Consider the following 17,626-nt stretch of genomic DNA (forward strand, 5'->3'; position numbering starts at 1 on the left):
GGGCCGACACTCGTTGAACTACACCCTGTTTGTGGGCGATCTGCACCTCAGTGCCGATCGCCCCGATATCCTAAACGCCTTCCATCAATTTCTTGACCAAGATGCCAGCCATTGCGACGCCCTCTATATCCTGGGTGATCTGTTTGAAGTCTGGGTGGGCGATGATATTGCCGAGCCTTTTGCCCTGGAGCTTGCCGAGCGCTTAAAGCGATTCTCGACCCATACGCCCATCTATTTTATCCATGGCAACCGGGACTTCCTGCTGGGTAAAGAGTACGCCAAGCGCGCAGGCATGACGCTGCTGCCTGAGGTTTATAGCATCGACCTCTATGGTGAGCCCAGCGTGTTGCTCCACGGCGATAGCCTGTGCACCCTGGATAAGGCTTATCAGAGATTCCGCCGCTTTAGAAATATGGCCTGGGCCAAGTTTATCTACAATCACCTGCCTAAGTCGAAACGCATCGCCATCGCCGACAAGCTGCGTAGCAAGAGTAAGCAGAGCAATCAGCTTAAAAGCTATAGCATCATGGATGTGGAGCAGAGCGCGGTCGAGCAGCTGATGGCTGAGACTGGAGCTAAGCGCATGATCCATGGTCATACCCACAGACCAGACATTCATCGGCTCGCCAACGACACTCAGCGTATCGTGGTGGGCGACTGGTATGAGCAAGGCAGCGTATTGAAAATCAGCCCCAAGGAAGTGAACCTGCAGAGCCTGCCCTTTGGTGAAACAGAGGCATAGGCCAGCCGAAACAGCCTGATCCCCCGTTAGTTTACAGTACGCACTAACTAAGGTCTGTCAGACTTTTCCCGTATCAACAGGTCTCAGGCCTTCCCGAGTGAAACTTAAACTCACTGTCTGGCGCGCTGATAAGTTCCGCCTCCAGCTTGGCAAAGTGAGCCACACGTTCATCTATATTCTCAGGCGATATCGCCTGGGCCAGCACCAGATAATCTTGATAGTGACGCGCCTCTGAGCGCAGCAGCGACACGTAGAACTTACTCAGGCCCTCATCAAGATAAGGCGCTAGCTTGGCGAAACGCTCACAGGAGCGAGCCTCGATAAAGGCGCCTACGATCAGCTTATCCACCAGGGTAGCCGGCTCATGGGTGCGCACCGCGCGCATCATCCCCTTGGCGTAGCGGCCTGCAGTGAGATTCTGATAGGGTATGCCCCGTGCCTGCATGATCTCCAGCACCTGCTCAAAATGGTGAAACTCCTCTTTTATCAGGCGTACCATCTTGGCGATAAGATCCTGACCGTAATCGACCCCATCCTTCGCGGTCAACTCACCCACCAGCTCATTCTTTTTCACATCCCGCGCCAGAAAGGCATCGATATCCCGCGACTTGTTATAGACGAACTCCTCATAGGGCTTGGCCCACTGGAGTAGCTGATCGCCACTCGCCTTATCCACCGCATACTTACGGATCAAAAACATCGCCGTCTGCGCCGCCTTCAGTTCACAGTTACAGTGATCGATAAGCAGCGCAGCAAGCTGCTCGCTCTGGCTGGCGAGCGCTATCCACTCATCAGGGGTTTCACATTGTAGGAACTGCTTTATCGGGGCTAATAGGGCTTGCATCACACACTCGAGGATTAAACGGACAGACGCCGACTATTCTACCCTTAAAAGATGGCCTTAGGCAGGTCCATCTGCCTAACAGATGAAAGTTAGCTTGACTAGTCTAAGTTTATGTTCAATAAATAAACTATGTCAGTCCTCACAGGGCTGTTTGGGAGCCTGAGGTCTATTGGGTAGCAGACCAACAGGCAATGCGGGTTCGTCTGAAGTTTGGCGAGCACAATATGAAAGCTGAACAAGGATAATTATAATGATATTGAATCACTTAATGGGGTTATACACTCATCCGAAAGAAGAGTGGCACACAATTGAGAAAAACCACGAAGCGCTGAGAAGCAGTCTTAGCCATGTCATGCTAATCGCCCTCATACCGGCCGTCTGTACCTATCTTGCCTCCACCATGTTCGGCTGGAACCTAGGAGTATCCGATCCCCTCTTCCTCACCAAGCAAAGCGCCATGATGATGTCCATCAGCATGTATTTCGGCCTGATTGCCGGCGTCTTCGCCCTGGCCTATCTGGCCTATTGGATGGCAAAGACCTTCGATGCTCAGCCTAGCTACACACAGGCGATCGAGCTGGCAGCCTATACCGCAACGCCTCTCTTCATGGTCGGCTTGGCGGCGCTGTATCCTGCGCTCTGGTTCATGATGGTCGTTGGACTGGTAGGACTCACCTACTCTGTGTACCTGCTCTACACTGGGGTACCTATCATCATGAATATCCCGGAAGAGAAAGGCTTTATCTATGCCAGTTCGGTAGTCACCGCAGGCTTGGTGCTATTGGTCGCGCTGATGGCTTCGAGCGTCATCCTTTGGAGCTTCGGCCTAGGCCCCATGTACCAATAGACGACTTAGCTGACGCAAGATACAACAAAGGCTTTAGGGTTCACCTAAAGCCTTTTTTTAATATCAAATTTAATACCAAGCAGTATTAGTTAGAAGAGTCTCGCAGGGCAACCGTCAGGTTAAACACCAGATGCTCAGGCGATGAGTCTTTGCTATCGGCGCAGAAGTAACCTTCGCGCTCGAACTGATAGGCCTTCTCGGCCTGTACATTAACCAGGCCAGGCTCGACCAAGCCATGCTTAACCACCAATGACTCAGTGTTCAGCACCTCATCAACCGTCTCGGCGGCCGCAGGATTCGGCTGATTGAAGAGTCTGTCATACAGGCGGAACTCGGCAGGTACCGCACTTGTGGCCTCAACCCAGTGGATCACCCCTTTCACCTTACGACCATCGGCTGGGTTCTTACCCAAAGTTTGATTGTCATAGGTGCAATAGATGGTGGTCACATTGCCCGCCTCATCCTTATCGCAGCGCTCGGCCTTGATCACATAAGCGTTACGCAAACGTACCTCTTTGCCCTGGATAAGACGCTTGTACTTCTTGTTGGCCTCTTCACGGAAATCATCGGCATCGATATAGAGTTCGCGACCGAAGACCAGCTCGCGCTCGCCCATAGACTCGATAGTCGGGTGCGCCGGTGCAGATAGCTTCTCTACCTGACCTTCCGGGTAGTTTTCGATGATCACCTTAACCGGGTTGATCACCGCCATGGCGCGAGGCGCGTGCTCGTTCAGCTCTTCGCGAATACAGGCGTCCAGCATGCTCACTTCGACCATGTTCTCTTGCTTGGTCACACCGATACGACGGCAGAACTCACGAATCGCCGCTGGCGTGTAGCCACGACGACGCAGACCGGCGATGGTCGGCATACGCGGGTCGTCCCATCCTGATACCAGACCACGCACCACAAGGTCGTTAAGCTTACGCTTAGACATCAGGGTGTATTCCAGATTCAGGCGAGAGAACTCATACTGACGGGTACGGTTTGGCGCCTGGAAATCGTCCAGGTTATCCAGCACCCAGTCATACAGACGGCGGTTATCCTGGAACTCCAGCGTACAGAGCGAATGGGTGATATCTTCCAGCGCATCAGAGATACAGTGGGTGAAATCATACATAGGGTAGATGCACCACTTGTCACCTGTCTGATGGTGATGGGCGAAACGGATACGATAGATCACAGGGTCACGCATACACATGAAGGGTGACGCCATATCGATCTTGGCTCTGAGTGCACATTCACCCTCTTTGAATTCGCCTTTGCGCATCTTCTCGAACAGCTCAAGGTTCTCTTCGACAGAGGTATCGCGATATGGACTGTTCTTACCCGGCTCTTTCAGGGTGCCACGGTATTCACGGGTCTGCTCACCATTGAGGAAACAGACATAAGCCAGTCCCTTGTTGATAAGTTCTACCGCGTACTGGTGCAGCTGATCGAAATAGTTCGACGAATAACGGATCTCACCATCCCATTGGAAACCTAACCAATGTACGTCGGCCTGAATAGAGTTAACGTAATCGATATCCTCTTTCTCAGGGTTGGTATCATCAAAACGTAAGTTACATAGCCCCTTGTAGTCCTGCGCCAAACCGAAGTTCAAACAGATCGATTTTGCGTGACCGATATGAAGATAACCGTTTGGCTCGGGCGGAAAACGTGTGTGCACACGGGTGTGCTTACCGCTCTCTAAATCTTCATCTATGATGTTACGAATGAAGTTACTTGGACGTACTTCGGTGTCCACATGACTCATGGAAATCCTCTTTGCGAACTCTATTTCATCGGGCGCACAGGTGCCGCTCGAGACTAATGGGAGAAAACCTGCATATTCCTACAGATTTCGCTTCGTTACAACGGCCAAATCGCAAAAACTGCCATGATTTAGCGCAAAAACAGAAAAGCAGCGACTTATCGCTGCTTTTCTCGGTTTAACAAACTGTTTTACATCAGGCTTAAATCGACTCGGTCACCACATTGATCACCGGAATGATAGTCTGAGCACGCTGTCCCTTGCGCTTTAACCAAAGGTAGAAGACTACCAGCGCGACCAGGAAGAAGGCGATCCACAGACCAGACTGCAGCGGATGCGCCGCGAAGGTCATCGCCTGATAGAAGACGGTCGCTGTGCCATAGGCCAGGCCCAGAGTCCAGGTTGCCGCAAAGGTTGCCCAGCGAGGGCCAAACTCACCCACTAGAGCCCCCATGGCCGCCACACACGGCGTATAGAGCAGGATAAACAGCAGGTAGGCAAAGGCTGCCGTCACGCCACTGAAACCACTCTGCAATGCGCTAAAGGTCGAGGTATCTACGTCCAGCTCACTCGAGGCCGTCTCAATGGTCTGAATGTCACCAACCGAGATAGATAGCGGATCTTCAGGTGCGATGCCAAACAGGTTTTCAGGAATGGTTGCCAAGGCTTCGCTGAAGCTCTCAGAAAGTGGCGCCAAGGTTTCATCTTCACCGCTCGCGGTCGAGTAGAGGCTGTTCAGGGTGCCGACTACGGCTTCTTTGGCGAAGATACCTGTGATGATACCCACGGTTGCTGGCCAATTATCCTGCTCTATGCCCATTGGCGAGAAGAGTGGAGTGACCTTCTGGCTCGCCACACTCAGCACAGACTCAGAGCTGTCCTCGTGGCCGAAGCTGCCATCGACACCTATGGCGTTGATGAAGTTAAGCAGGGTTACCACGATAACGATTGTCTTACCTGCGCCTAGAATAAAGCTCTTGGTACGCTTACCAGTTCTGGCCATCACCGCCTTAAGCTTTGGCTTCTCGTAGTTAGGCAGTTCCATCACCACGGCGCTGCTGCTGCCGGGAAGCAAGGTTGAACGTAGCAACAATCCTGTTCCTACCGCGGCTAACACGCCTATGATATAGAGCAGGAATACCAGGTTTTGACCCGACTCGGGGAAGAAGGCCGCCGCAAACAGGGCATAAACCGGCAGACGCGCACCACAAGACATGAAAGGCGCCATCATACCTGTCACGATACGCTCACGCTCGCTGCCTAAGGTACGGGTCGCCATGATGGCAGGTACCGAGCAGCCAAAACCGACGATCATAGGCACAAACGCCTTACCCGGCAGACCGATACGACGCATCAGGCCATCGACCACGAAGGCGGCGCGCGCCATGTAACCCGAGCCTTCCAGCACAGATAGTGCCAGGAAGAGCGCGGCGATCACGGGAATAAAGGTGGCTACGGTTTGGATACCCTGGCCCATACCGCCGGCAACTATGGTCACCAACCAGGCTGGGGCACCGATATTGGTCATCAGTGCGCCGAGATGATCGACAAACAGGGCACCGGCCGTGATGTCGAAGAAGTCGATAAAGGCGCTACCGACATTGATACTGAACATAAACATCAAGTACATCACGAACAGGAATACCGGGACTCCTGCGATGGGATGCAACACCAGCTTATCGAGACGGTCGCTCAGGGTAAGCTGATCGCTGTCTTTCACCGATTGGTTAAAGACCTGCTGCACGAAATCGAAACGTGTGGTGGCCACCATGATCTCGATATCCTTACCTTGGGCCGCTAAGCGCTCGGAGCATTGGGACACCTCAGACAGCATCTGACCATTCTTACACTGGCCACAGCCAAGACCGTTACCCATCATCGCCAGGGCGCGGCCACGACTCAGCTGGCTATCACGCTCAAACAGCGCCTTGATACCCGCCTCGATCTCAACATCGTAATCCAGCACCAGAGGCGCCTCGGACACCTTACCATCTAACAGGTCGACCACCTGGGCCTGTACCTGCTTGATATCATTCATATCGCGAGAGCAGACGGCAATCACGGGGCAGCCTAGCTGCTGACTCATCTTGTCGACATCGACCTCTATCCCGTGGGCCTTGGCCGCGTCAATCTTGTTGATCACTACCACCATAGGAATGCCAAGCTCGCGCAGCTGCACCGTCAGATACAGGTGACGCTCGATATTGGTGGCATCGACCAGGTTGATGATGCCATCCATCTGCGCCTCGGCCAGGTATTGCTGGGCAATCTGCTCGTCAAGAGAGCAATCGCAGCTGCTACCGGCTGGCAGTAAGTCGTAAATACCAGGCAGATCCGTCAGCAGCACCTGGGTATCGTTCAGGGTAAAGGCCCCTGTCTTCTTCTCTACCGTTACCCCAGACCAGTTACCCACCTGCTGGTTAGCACCGGTTAGCGCATTAAAGAGTGTTGACTTGCCCGCGTTAGGGTTACCAACGGTCACACAATGAAATTGTTTAGCCATGAGCCAGCTCCACCTCAATTACTTCAGCCAGGTCCTTACGCATGCATAACTTACTGCCACGAATGGCCAACTCTAATCCCGAGCCCAATGGGGCGCGTCGTAACAGGGTCAGAGAGGTGTTGGGGGTGATCCCCATGGATAAAAGCTTGCGTTTCACCACCGCAGGCAGGCTAATCTGGCCAACCTCGGAGATCACTGCACTATCGCCAGGCTTTAATTCGCTTAATTTCATATTGCAACTCTACCTTTTCAGGTCTCGATAAATCTGAACTACACCAGATTCTAACGGAGCAAGGCTTCCAATAACTTTATCTAGATCAATATTTATGATTGGAAACGATAATAATTTTCAATTGTATTTTATATTATGTGACAGATATCTCAATCAGTAAACGAGATTATCAAATGAGAACCATTTTCATTGGCGAGCAATTCTACGTCCCAACTTACGAGCACAACGTGATCCAGATCACATAAAGTGCTAATTCGCTCAAATACTTCATTTTTACCCATTATTTATCGCCACAAAATTTACACATTCGTCACAAATCTTGCCTATTATTTAGCTTTGGTAAATTAGTAATTCATAAAGATAACAACTAAACGCCACACTGTGCTTGGATGGATGATGATGAAAAAGGAATCGACTTGGCTGCGTGCCCTTAGGCTAACGGCCCTACTCGCGCTATACCCTCTCTTTAGTTTGCACGCTCAGGCAACCCCCTGGGACGAGATGCCCGCCGAGGAGGTGGAGAAGATCCTCGATAGCAAATTCGCCGAAGGTCAATACTCCCCCAAGGGCGCCGATAGCTGCCTCATGTGCCATCGCAAGAACCAAACCGTCATGGCGCTATTTGACGGCGTGCATGGCAATTCCCAGGTAAAAGGCTCCCCCATGGCCGACCTGCAGTGCGAAGCCTGCCACGGCCCCATGGGCAAACATAATCGCGGCGGCAAGGAGCCTATGATCACCTTCGGCGCCAACTCACCCGTGCCAGCCGAGAAACAAAACAGCGTCTGCATGAGCTGCCATAACGACGACCAGCGCATGGCCTGGAGCGGCAATCATCACGACAATGCCGATGTTGCCTGTAGCGATTGTCATCAGGTACACACGGGTCATGACCCCATAAGCGATAAGAGCCAGGAGGTCGCCGTCTGCACCACATGTCATACCCAACAAAAGGCCGACCTGCACAAGCGCAGCAGCCACCCACTCAAGTGGCAGCAGATGGTTTGTAGCGACTGTCACAATCCCCACGGCGGTCTGGGCGAGGCCAGCCTGAAGCAGATGAGCATTAACGATAACTGCTACGCCTGCCATGCCGAGAAACGTGGGCCTAAGCTGTGGGAACATGCACCGGTCACCGACAACTGCGCCAACTGTCATAATCCCCACGGCACGGTCAACGAGGCCATGTTGATCGCCAAGCCCCCTCAGCTTTGCCAGCAGTGCCACGCCAGCGACGGTCACGCCGCCAATCCGGTATTTGCCAACAGCCCTAATGCCTTCAACGGCGGCCAAAGCTGCCTCAACTGCCACAACCAGGTGCATGGCTCTAACCATCCATCGGGCAAACTACTGCAACGTTAATGAGGGAGCATAGCGATGAACAGACTTAAAGGGACTCACACACGCGCTTGGCCACTCAGCCTGCTGACCCTCTCTATCCTCAGCAGCCTGGCATCGGCCCAGGGGTACGATCTCGCCTCCGCCAATCGCAGCTCGGTGAAGATGGATGCCTGGAAATGCCAACGCTGTGAAGTCAAAGATGCAACCACTGGCGAGATAGGCGTCGGCGTCGCCTATAACGACGGCGGCGATAGCCGTTTCGGCAACACCACGGGCACAGACACAGATGGCGCCGTGGCGAGCCTGGAGGCAGATCTAACCCACAGGAAGTCCTCTGGCTACCAGACCCAATTTAAGGCAGACCGCCTAGGCTACGACGCCAGCTCAGCCAGTTTAACAACCGGACGCAAGGGCCAGTACGAGATAGCCGCCAGCTATCGAGGCTTTGCCCGCTTCGACAACAATGCGGCACTAACCCCCTATCGGCTATTGGCCAACAGCTGGCAGCTCCCCAGCCAATGGCAGAGCGCCGCCACAACCGATCAGATGAGCAGCCTAAACGATAGCCTGATGGCGAGTGAGCTTAAGATCACCCGTGACCGCTACCGTCTCGACGCCGCCTATACCGGCAGCTTCTACGAGGCTAGCCTCGGCTACCAATATGAGCAGCGTCAGGGCAATCGCCGTGCCAGCGCCAATCTCCTCACCAACAGCACCATGCTGGCGGAGCGCGTCGACGACAAGAGCGATCGCATCGAAGGCAAACTCTACTTTCGCGGCAATCAGTGGCTGACCGGCATAGATGCCGAGCTCAGTCATTACAAGAACGATATCAATGCCCTGCACTGGCAATCGGCCTTCAGCCCCACCTTCGGCGCCGCCTATTATGGACAGAGCGCTGTAGCGCCCGATAACAAGGCCTATCGCATCGCGGCCCACAGCCAATTCTCCGCCCCGGGTCAGCAGGTGCTGATGCATCTGGGTTTTAGCCGCATGACCCAAGATCAGGCCTATCTGCCGGCCACCATTAATGGCCCCTCACCCATGCTGCCTGCGACCAATCTCGACGGCCAGGTAGATCTGCTGGAGATGAAGCTTAAGTATCTCGGGCGTCTCACCCCGGAGCTCAGCCTCAGGGCCGGCTACGACTATCGCGATTGCGACAACAAGTCTGAGATAATGAGTTACCCGCAGATCATTACCGACAGCTACTACAGCGGCGATAAGGTTAATCAGGCCTATGACCGAACCCGTCAACAGGCGAATCTGGGAGCCAAGTACCGCTTTACCCGCAGCCTCTATCTGGATCTGCAATACCAGTATGAGCACAACAACTACAACGCCCTCGACCGCGACAGCCTGCAGACATCAGATGTTACGGCCAAGCTCCACTATCGGCTCTCCTCCCAATGGCAGGCCTGGCTCAAGGCCGAGTTTAAGGATCGCGGCGGCAGCGAATATCTGGGATCGAGCGTCAGCAATCGCCCCAACAACCCGCTGTTAAGGCGCAGCTATCTGGCCGATCGTGAGCGCCAGCGCTATGGCCTCTACACCAGCTATAACGGCGAGTCGCTCAGCGCCACGCTCAACCTGCACCTGATGCAGGATGACTACACAGACACCCAGATAGGCCTGACCCAGGTCGATAGCCAGGGTTATGATCTCTCCGCCAACTATGCCCTGAATGAGCAGATTAACCTCAGCGCCTTCGTCAATCAGGACTGGCGCGACAGCGATCAGGCAGGCAGTAACAACTTCGGTAGTGCCAACTGGTTTGCTACCACCAAGGATAAGGCGACCCTTATCGGTGCCGGGTTCGATTACGATGCCCTGATGGAGAACCGTCTGCGACTAGGCCTCAACTACAGCTATAGCGACGGCCAGAGCGACACAGAGGTCAGCCAGGGTCTGCACAGCCCATACGGCAGCTATTACGCCACCCGACACAATCTCAACGCCTTCGCCGACTTTAATCTCAGCGAGAGCCTGGGGCTGCGGCTGGATTGGATCTTCGAGCAGTACCAAGACGCCGACTGGGCTAACGACAACCTGATGCCAGACAGCATCCCCAACGTGTTGACCTTCGGTGACCTCAGCCATGATTACAACGCCCACTACTTTGGAGTGACCCTGAGTTACCAGCTGTAACTCAGGCGCCCCCTATGCCAAGGAAGCGATGATGAAGATGAACAAAACTTTCCATTATGCCGCCCTATTTGGGCTAGTTTCGCTACTCTCCGCCTGTGGCGGCGATGATGGTAAACCCGGTAATCCTGGCGAGCCCGGCGGCCCACCAGCCATGGTGATCGACACCTTAGTGGTCAGCTTCGATCCCGTGCAGATGCAATCAGGCGTTGCCACGGTGAGCTACCGCGTCACCAATCAGGATGACGAACCTGTTGTGGGGATCCCAAGCGCCACCTTTATTGCCGCTCAGCTGCTGCCCCAGGGCTACACCAATGCGGGCAACGCCTCCCAGTGGCAATACTTCACCTCGGAAAGCTGCAACGACAGCTGCCCTGGTGAGTATGTGGATCATAAGAATGGCCGCTACAGCTACACCTTCAGCTCAGGTTTCGACGGCTTGAATGATGTCGGTTACCAGGCCGGCGCCACGCAGCGAGTCGTGGTTAAGCTAGGGGGCGACAGCCTGGCCGATGGCACCAGCCTGCCCGTCACCAATCAGCACTTCGACTGGCAGGGCGACAAAGACGGCACCAGCAGCGATCCTGTATACACCCGCAACCTGATCAAGATAGAAACCTGCAACAGCTGTCACAGCGATCTGGCCTTTCATCGCGGCAACTACAACCAGATTGAGACCTGTGTGACCTGTCACAATGCCGATCGCGTCAGCAATCCAGACAACATCTTCCCGCAGATGATCCACGGCAAACACCTGACCGGCTTCCCCGGCTCGCTGGCAAACTGCCAGACCTGCCACGCCGAGGACGAGACATTGAGCGAGCAGATGAATTGGGCGCGGGTACCCACCATGGAGGCCTGCGGCGCCTGCCATACCTATATCGACTTCAAGAAGGGGGAAGGCCATCCGGCGCAGCTCAACAACGCCAACTGCGTCGCCTGTCACAACCCGGATTGGACCGCCAGCGTCCACAACGACGGCGGCAACGCCCAGGCATTGGCACAATTTAAGCCTGTGATCACCAAAGCGATGCAAAGTGGCGATACCGTCTCATTCACCCTGACACTGGAAAACCCCGCGACGGGTCAGCCCTACACGGCCAGCGCCGACCAACTGGATTTCGTCTCCGACCTTCGCGTATACGCCAACTGGGGCACCAGCTTCGACTATGCCACCCGCTCGGCGCGCTCCATACGTGTGCATGAAACCGCGCCTATCTCCGGCAGCAACGGCAGCTTCGACTATCAGATAGCCGGGCTGACGGTCCCCGCAGGTAGCGAGATGGATAAAGGCACGCTAGCGATTCAAGGCAGAGTCTGCGCCGCCAACGGCGTACTGGGCGCCTGTAGTGATGAGGCCAACAGCGAAGTGGTGATCAAATCCAGCCATCGCTTCTTCGCCACCGATGCCTTGAGCGATAGCGGCCGCCGCGTGGTGGTCAACAACGACACCTGCGGTAGCTGCCACGGGGATCAACAGCTGAACTTCCACGGTTCGCGCAACGATCTTGAGGGTCAGTGTCAGCTATGTCACAACCCCAACATGCAAGCCGAGGCCGCGGACAATCCGTCCCTCACCACGGCGGACTTCAAGCATCTTATCCACGGTATTCATAGTGGTCAGCGCGCCGGTTTCGAAGGGATTAACTACCCTGGCAATATAGGTAACTGCGCCCAGTGTCACGCCGACAGAGATGGCGTGCTCTCGGTCGCCCTGCCGCTGGATCCCGGCGTGAAACCGCTGGCCATAGACGATGGCAGCTACACCAGCCCAACAGCCGCCATCTGTAGCGACTGCCACAGCAGCGAGACCAACAAGAACCATATGATCCAGCAAGGCGCAGTGTTCAGCGGCACTCTGTCCGATGCCACCGCAGGCACCGAAAGCTGCAGCACCTGTCACCGACAAGGCGCCGATGCCGATGTGCTGAGGGTGCATCCCATCAAATAAACCGGACACGGCGCCAGCTCACTGGCGCCGATTCGACAACGCATTGAGAGATTGACTGAAATGGAAGGCACTATGATGGATATGAAGAAGAAGGTGAATCAATGGAGCCTCATCGCCCTGAGTTGCAGCGCGCTGCTACTGGGCTGTGGTAGCGACGGCAAGGATGGTAAAGACGGCCCCGACGGTGTCATAGGCGTCAGCATCACAGACACCCCAAGCGTGATGGCCCAGTTTACCCAGGCATCGGTAGAAGATGGCCAGGTCAGCGTGACCTTTAAGCTTGAGAATGCCAACGGCGTGGCCGTACTCGGCCTGACCAAAGACTATGATCTCAGATTCGGCATCGCCCAGCTGGCCCAGGTAACAGAGACGATTGATGGCCAAAGCTTCGATCGCGGCTACCAGTGGCAGGCCTACATCAACAGCCTAAGACAACCGGGGTCATTGCCAGATGACACCTCAGGCCTTAACCCCTCGCCTCAATATCAGGCCAATGTCGAGGCGGCCAGTGCCTGCGAAGACTGCCTGACAGATAACCTCGATGGCAGCTACACCTATAAATTTCAGCAAAACATCGCCAATGTCACCGAGCCTTTGGCCATCACATACAATGGCGATAACACCCACAGGGTCACCCTGGAGCTGAAGCTACCCCAGGCGACCGCCAACGCCCACCATGACTGGCAGCCCTCTTCGGGGTCGACCGACGGCATTCAAACCCGTAATGTAGTGAGTAAGGAGACCTGTCTTAATTGTCACCAGGAGGAGAGCCTAGCACTGCACGGTGGCCGCCGCATCAGCCTCGAGAATTGCGCCAGCTGTCATACCGCGACCTCAGGCGATCCCGAGAGCGGCAACAGCATCGAATTTACCTACCTGATCCATGCCATCCACAAGGGTCACGACAGGGTCACCAGCACGCCAGAAGGGATTGTACCCGCCCCCTATAAGATAGTGGGCTTTGGCGGCAGTCTGCACGACTATGGCAAGGTGATGTTCCCGCAGAAGCCAGCAGCCAACTGCGCGGCCTGTCACAAAGAGGGGGACGGCGCCCCAAGCGACGCAGCCCTGTTTAAGGCAGATAACTCCAGCATCGCCTGTATCAGCTGTCACACCGAGAAACCCTCGCAGAATCACTCAAGCACCAACTGCGTCGCCTGCCACAACGCCACGGATACCTATCCGGGCACAGGCAACGCCGAGAAGCGCCATGGCGACGTGCTAAAGGCCTACTCGCTGGCCCAGGCCATGGGCGTCAGTTTCAGCAACATAGGCCTGGATGGCGACGGCAAGCTGAAATTTGATCTCCAGGTAACCGACTCTGCCGGTAATCCGGTAGCCAGCGAATTTATCGAGCTTGGCACCCGCGTCGTGGTCGCCTGGGATGTGGACAAGGACTACCCGGCCTACACGGATGCCTCCTACAGCAATCGTCGCTTCAGACTGTCCCAAGGCACCTATGACGATGCCAGCAAGACCTTCACCATAGTGGCCAGCAGCTTCGACATGCCAATGGATGCAGCGGGAAAGACCTTCGAGCTCTGGTCTGCCATTGAGGTCTGCTTCAACCACGGCGGCTATGGCGTTGCCGATGTGGTGATGACCGCCTGTAGCGATGATACCCGCTGGGTAGCCGTTAAAGAGGCGCCCTATCGCTTCGTCTGGTCCGGCACAGGCGTTGCCGAAGATGGCCAGGTGGCCATGCGCCGCGCCATCGTCGATACCAGCAAGTGTCAGACCTGTCACAATCAGGAGAATCACCATTACAACAATGGTTATAACTGTCAGACCTGTCATACCTCAGACAAGACTACCAGCGGCGATGACAGCTATCCGGGCGGACGTCGCCCCACCAGCTTCGCCTTTAAGGCCCACGAGGCAGAGGGTCACTACCTCAAGTATGCCGGCGTGCAGTCGGGCACAGTGCTCAAGACAGACTGCCTCACCTGTCATACCGATGATGGCATCACACTTGGCCGCGCAAGCGATCGCGTCTGGCGCTATGGCGATACCACCACAGGCGTCGATATCTGGGTCTCATCCGATGCCGGCGCCTGCCTGAGCTGCCACCAGAAATACCTTAAGGATTCTGGTGCGGCCCATATACAGGCCAACGGCGGTATCTTAGACGGTATGGACGCAGACGATGTGCGCGCTCGGGCGGCAGAGACCTGCGCCACCTGCCATACGCCGACTCAGCTGTTAGGCATTCACCAGGAGTAGCATCGCACTATAAAAGATGGTGAGCGAAACACTGGATAAAAGGAGGCTGCGGCCTCCTTTTTTATCGCCCTACACCTATGCATGCCATCAATGCATGACGCCAAACGCCACGCCATCCAGCCGCACAATTCACAAACTACTAACATCAAGCCCACAAACCCGAAAGTTTCACCGGCAAAATGGATCGGTTTCCCAGCGCCTATGCTTGCGTTAGATCAAAACTGCGGTGAAAAAATCCACTGCCGCTTAAGCTTTATTTAAGAAAAGGCTTATTTTTAGGCAGCTCAAGAGAAAATGCCCTCACTCGATATTTATAAGTAACTGTAAAATAATAAATTTAACAAGTTTATCAATTTCCACCAAGCTTAATGGATCCGCTTCACGTTTGCGCCAAGTGGGCCGCTGCACCTACCCCCTTTTAAGTAATATGGCCCCTAAGGTGCCGCCAAGTTGTTGAGGCAATAGCAATAACTCTGGCCACCTTGTTCATACCAAAAAAGAAAAAATTGAGATCACTCTCATTCTCATGCAGGGGAAAAATGATGAAACGGTATTCAATCAGTACCGCAGTCAAAGCAGCATTCGGTGTCGGAGCCTTATCTCTGGCGCTGGTCGGCTGTGGCGGCAGCGATGGAAAAGATGGTGAAGATGGCAAGCCTGGTGAAATCGCGGTCGATATCAACAGCGCGACTGCGGTCCAAACCAAGATAGAAAGCGCCAGCTATGACGCGGCGGCCAAGACCCTAAGCTTCGAATTTAGCCTGACCAATCCTAATGGCGTCGCCGTCACAGGATTAGAGGCGCTCACCGACCCACTACGCATCGCCTTCGGTCGCATGGGCACCCGCAGCGAGGCCTTCACACCCTACAGCCTGGAAGATGGCACCCAGGTCACCGGCCGCGCCGATGGCGACGAGGAGATCTGGCTCTCTTACCGCAACGCCAGCAAGAACGGCGTACCTATGACGGGCACCAACAACTGGCGTCCAACTCGTGACTGCCCTGAAGGACTTAGCTGCCTGAGCTACCTAGGCGAAGGCCGTTATCGGGTTACGGCGCCAGAGATCATAGACACCAATGGCCTGGACTACGACTATGATGCCAACCGCATCAATGGTATCTACCTGATCACCTATGGTGTGGGTCAGAATAAGCTAAAGAATGTCGAAGCCTACTACTGGGATCCTTTGACCGAGCAGTCGGTCTCTTCGCCTAAGAAAGTGCTGGAGATGGATACCTGTACCAGCTGTCACGTAGGTCAGGATCATATCCGCCACGGCAACTATGGTAATACCGCCGACGGCTGTGGTTTCTGCCACACAGACTATACCCAATACAGTGGCTCAGGTACCGATGGCGAAGGCAACACGGTCGAATTTAACTTTGATGGCTCCATCAAGGGACTGGTTCACGCCGTGCACACTGGCATCATAGAGGGTGATCGCCGCGGATTGGAAAAATTCAACACTGTCATTGCCAACGCAAGCAAAAACCCAGCGTTTGCTTACAAATTTGATGGAGCGGCGCTCGATAGCGAAGGCAATCCTAAGGCCGAGCTTAACTTCCCGGCCTCGACGGCTAACTGTCAAAGCTGTCACGTAAGCTACACCACCACAGAAGAGACGCTGCCCGAAGGCCTGACCGCTCACGCCCTGGCCTGGTTTGGCGATAAGGATGTGACCAGCTGTCAAAGCTGTCATGGCGAATACCACAAGGGCAGCAGCCTGGTGGCGCCGGGTGAAGATGGCGCAACCATGGTAGGTTGTGTCACCTGTCACAGCAGCCAAGATGGCAATACCCGCGGCGGCGCCTTCCGTCACTTTGCCGGTCATGAACAAGAAAGCAGCCAGGCCGCATCACAGGCCGGTATCTTAGTCGGTGCCAGCTACAGCCAGATCGCCTGGGATGAAACCAGCGCGACCTTAAGCTTTACCCTTAACCTCAACAAGGGTGAAGAGGCGGTTACCAGCCTACATGTACCGCGCGTTACCGTGTACGTTAACGCCGTCGATGCGGTTAAACCTGACGCCTACCTGGCGGCGCGCACCAGTGATAGTGCAACCGCGAATCCTGATGGTAGCTATACGGTGACCGTCGATGCGTCTAAGCCTAACTATGGCCTACCTTCACTGGCCGAGGTTATTGCCAATGGGGCAGATCTGGCGATCACCTCAAGCTTTAGCACCTGCTTTAAGAACAAGTCTTCAACCTTGGTTGAACTTGACGGCGAACGCAACTGCGCCAGCGTGTTAAGCCCCAACGCGGCTAAGACAGAGTTCGTTAAGCTTGACGGAACGCCTGGTGCAGTGCGCGCCAGCGCCGTGGACTATGACAACTGCGCAAGCTGTCACAACAACGACATGGTGGTTAGGAAAAATAAACAAGATCCAACAAAAGGTGATTATCACTACCGCAACGCCGACGTACACACCTGTGCCCAGTGTCACGAAGCCGGTGACTACAACAGCCTGGTGGTGCGCGTTCACGGCACCTTCGGTAGAGCCCATGGCCGCGCTGATGTGCATCAACTGGTCAGCAGTGCCAACTGCTCAGCCTGTCACAGCGATCTCAACTTCGGTCTAGAGAATGCACGCTCAACACCGATGCGCTGGAACAAGGGAAATTACAATAATGATATCCCATCGACCTTCTCTAGCCCACAGGCCGGTGTGTGCGCCTCTTGCCACGTCTCATCAAGCTATGAGATCGGCGGTGGTAAAGATGCGGCCAAGTCTCACATCGAGAGCATGGGCGGCGTCGTTGATGGCAGCTATGAAGCGGCCATGCTAAACAGCGAATCATGCCTCACCTGCCACAGCGCAGAGAAGGTCGCCGAGCTGCACAAGCAAAACTAAAACAGACGCCACTGTTTTAAAGACCCATTTAAAATAAGCTAAGAGTGTCAGGCCATGCCTGGCACTCTTTTTTATCGCCGCTTTCTGTTCCACTTTCTCTCCCATCTGCCGCAAGACCACGGGTGCGCATGGAGCAAACTCAAAGAAACACAGGCTCTACATACCCCCAAAGGCGCCACATTTTCGGCTA

General features: G+C 54.8%; 11 protein-coding genes. 7 read left to right on the forward strand and 4 right to left on the reverse strand.

The window, feature by feature from the left end; translation table 11 throughout:
- The first annotated feature begins 13 nt into the window (after positions 1-13).
- Positions 14-742 carry a UDP-2,3-diacylglucosamine diphosphatase gene (locus K0J45_RS12935; protein WP_220042856.1) on the forward strand — a complete coding sequence of 243 codons (729 nt, stop codon included), beginning with the start codon at positions 14-16 and terminating at the stop codon, positions 740-742.
- Between the two features lie 73 nt (positions 743-815).
- On the opposite strand, the gene miaE is transcribed toward K0J45_RS12935, so the two are convergent.
- Complete coding sequence (miaE, locus tag K0J45_RS12940) at positions 816-1,586, reverse strand: tRNA isopentenyl-2-thiomethyl-A-37 hydroxylase MiaE (RefSeq protein ID WP_220042857.1); 771 nt, start codon at positions 1,584-1,586, stop codon at positions 816-818.
- 250 nt (positions 1,587-1,836) lie between these two features.
- Here miaE and K0J45_RS12945 point away from each other — a divergent pair, with 250 nt between their 5' ends.
- Positions 1,837-2,433, forward strand: a complete 597-nt coding sequence (locus tag K0J45_RS12945; protein ID WP_011866312.1) for a Yip1 family protein — start codon at positions 1,837-1,839, stop codon at positions 2,431-2,433.
- Positions 2,434-2,518: 85 nt separating this feature from the next.
- On the opposite strand, the gene glnS is transcribed toward K0J45_RS12945, so the two are convergent.
- The 3 genes from glnS to K0J45_RS12960 all read right to left on the reverse strand — a co-directional run bounded on the left by glnS (position 2,519) and on the right by K0J45_RS12960 (position 6,921).
- Complete coding sequence (gene glnS / locus K0J45_RS12950) at positions 2,519-4,189, reverse strand: glutamine--tRNA ligase (protein ID WP_220042858.1); 1,671 nt, start codon at positions 4,187-4,189, stop codon at positions 2,519-2,521.
- Between the two features lie 199 nt (positions 4,190-4,388).
- Positions 4,389-6,689, reverse strand: coding sequence for a Fe(2+) transporter permease subunit FeoB (gene feoB, locus K0J45_RS12955; protein ID WP_220042859.1), 2,301 nt, complete (start codon positions 6,687-6,689; stop codon positions 4,389-4,391).
- Positions 6,682-6,921, reverse strand: a complete 240-nt coding sequence (locus K0J45_RS12960; RefSeq protein WP_011866315.1) for a FeoA family protein — start codon at positions 6,919-6,921, stop codon at positions 6,682-6,684. Before K0J45_RS12960 ends, feoB begins: the two co-directional genes overlap by 8 nt.
- 393 nt (positions 6,922-7,314) lie before the next feature.
- On the opposite strand from K0J45_RS12960, the gene K0J45_RS12965 reads away from it, so the two are divergent.
- From K0J45_RS12965 to K0J45_RS12985, 5 genes are all read left to right on the forward strand, one after another.
- On the forward strand, positions 7,315-8,283 hold the full coding sequence (locus K0J45_RS12965) for a DmsE family decaheme c-type cytochrome (RefSeq protein WP_220042860.1): 969 nt from the start codon (positions 7,315-7,317) through the stop codon (positions 8,281-8,283).
- Positions 8,284-8,298: 15 nt separating this feature from the next.
- On the forward strand, positions 8,299-10,410 hold the full coding sequence (locus tag K0J45_RS12970; RefSeq protein ID WP_220042861.1) for an MtrB/PioB family decaheme-associated outer membrane protein: 2,112 nt from the start codon (positions 8,299-8,301) through the stop codon (positions 10,408-10,410).
- Positions 10,411-10,447: 37 nt separating this feature from the next.
- Positions 10,448-12,358 carry an OmcA/MtrC family decaheme c-type cytochrome gene (locus K0J45_RS12975; RefSeq protein WP_220042862.1) on the forward strand — a complete coding sequence of 637 codons (1,911 nt, stop codon included), beginning with the start codon at positions 10,448-10,450 and terminating at the stop codon, positions 12,356-12,358.
- Between the two features lie 75 nt (positions 12,359-12,433).
- The gene (locus tag K0J45_RS12980; protein WP_220045302.1) at positions 12,434-14,581 is read left to right on the forward strand and encodes an OmcA/MtrC family decaheme c-type cytochrome; all 2,148 of its coding nucleotides are present in this window, start codon (positions 12,434-12,436) and stop codon (positions 14,579-14,581) included.
- A 539-nt stretch (positions 14,582-15,120) separates the two neighbouring features.
- The gene (locus tag K0J45_RS12985) at positions 15,121-17,436 is read left to right on the forward strand and encodes a multiheme c-type cytochrome (protein WP_220042863.1); all 2,316 of its coding nucleotides are present in this window, start codon (positions 15,121-15,123) and stop codon (positions 17,434-17,436) included.
- Positions 17,437-17,626 lie beyond the last annotated feature (190 nt).

Source organism: Shewanella alkalitolerans (assembly GCF_019457575.1).
Taxonomy (GTDB): Bacteria; Pseudomonadota; Gammaproteobacteria; order Enterobacterales; family Shewanellaceae; genus Shewanella; species Shewanella loihica.

What these genes read in the sequence shown, in the direction of transcription:
- K0J45_RS12960 (WP_011866315.1), bottom strand. Translation starts at nt 6,921, where the DNA reads ATGAAATTAAGCGAATTAAAGCCTGGCGATAGTGCAGTGATCTCCGAG.
- feoB (WP_220042859.1), bottom strand. Translation starts at nt 6,689, where the DNA reads ATGGCTAAACAATTTCATTGTGTGACCGTTGGTAACCCTAACGCGGGC.
- K0J45_RS12945 (WP_011866312.1), top strand. Translation starts at nt 1,837, where the DNA reads ATGATATTGAATCACTTAATGGGGTTATACACTCATCCGAAAGAAGAG.
- K0J45_RS12970 (WP_220042861.1), top strand. Translation starts at nt 8,299, where the DNA reads ATGAACAGACTTAAAGGGACTCACACACGCGCTTGGCCACTCAGCCTG.
- K0J45_RS12985 (WP_220042863.1), top strand. Translation starts at nt 15,121, where the DNA reads ATGATGAAACGGTATTCAATCAGTACCGCAGTCAAAGCAGCATTCGGT.
- glnS (WP_220042858.1), bottom strand. Translation starts at nt 4,189, where the DNA reads ATGAGTCATGTGGACACCGAAGTACGTCCAAGTAACTTCATTCGTAAC.
- K0J45_RS12980 (WP_220045302.1), top strand. Translation starts at nt 12,434, where the DNA reads ATGGATATGAAGAAGAAGGTGAATCAATGGAGCCTCATCGCCCTGAGT.
- K0J45_RS12975 (WP_220042862.1), top strand. Translation starts at nt 10,448, where the DNA reads ATGAACAAAACTTTCCATTATGCCGCCCTATTTGGGCTAGTTTCGCTA.
- miaE (WP_220042857.1), bottom strand. Translation starts at nt 1,586, where the DNA reads ATGCAAGCCCTATTAGCCCCGATAAAGCAGTTCCTACAATGTGAAACC.
- K0J45_RS12965 (WP_220042860.1), top strand. Translation starts at nt 7,315, where the DNA reads ATGATGATGAAAAAGGAATCGACTTGGCTGCGTGCCCTTAGGCTAACG.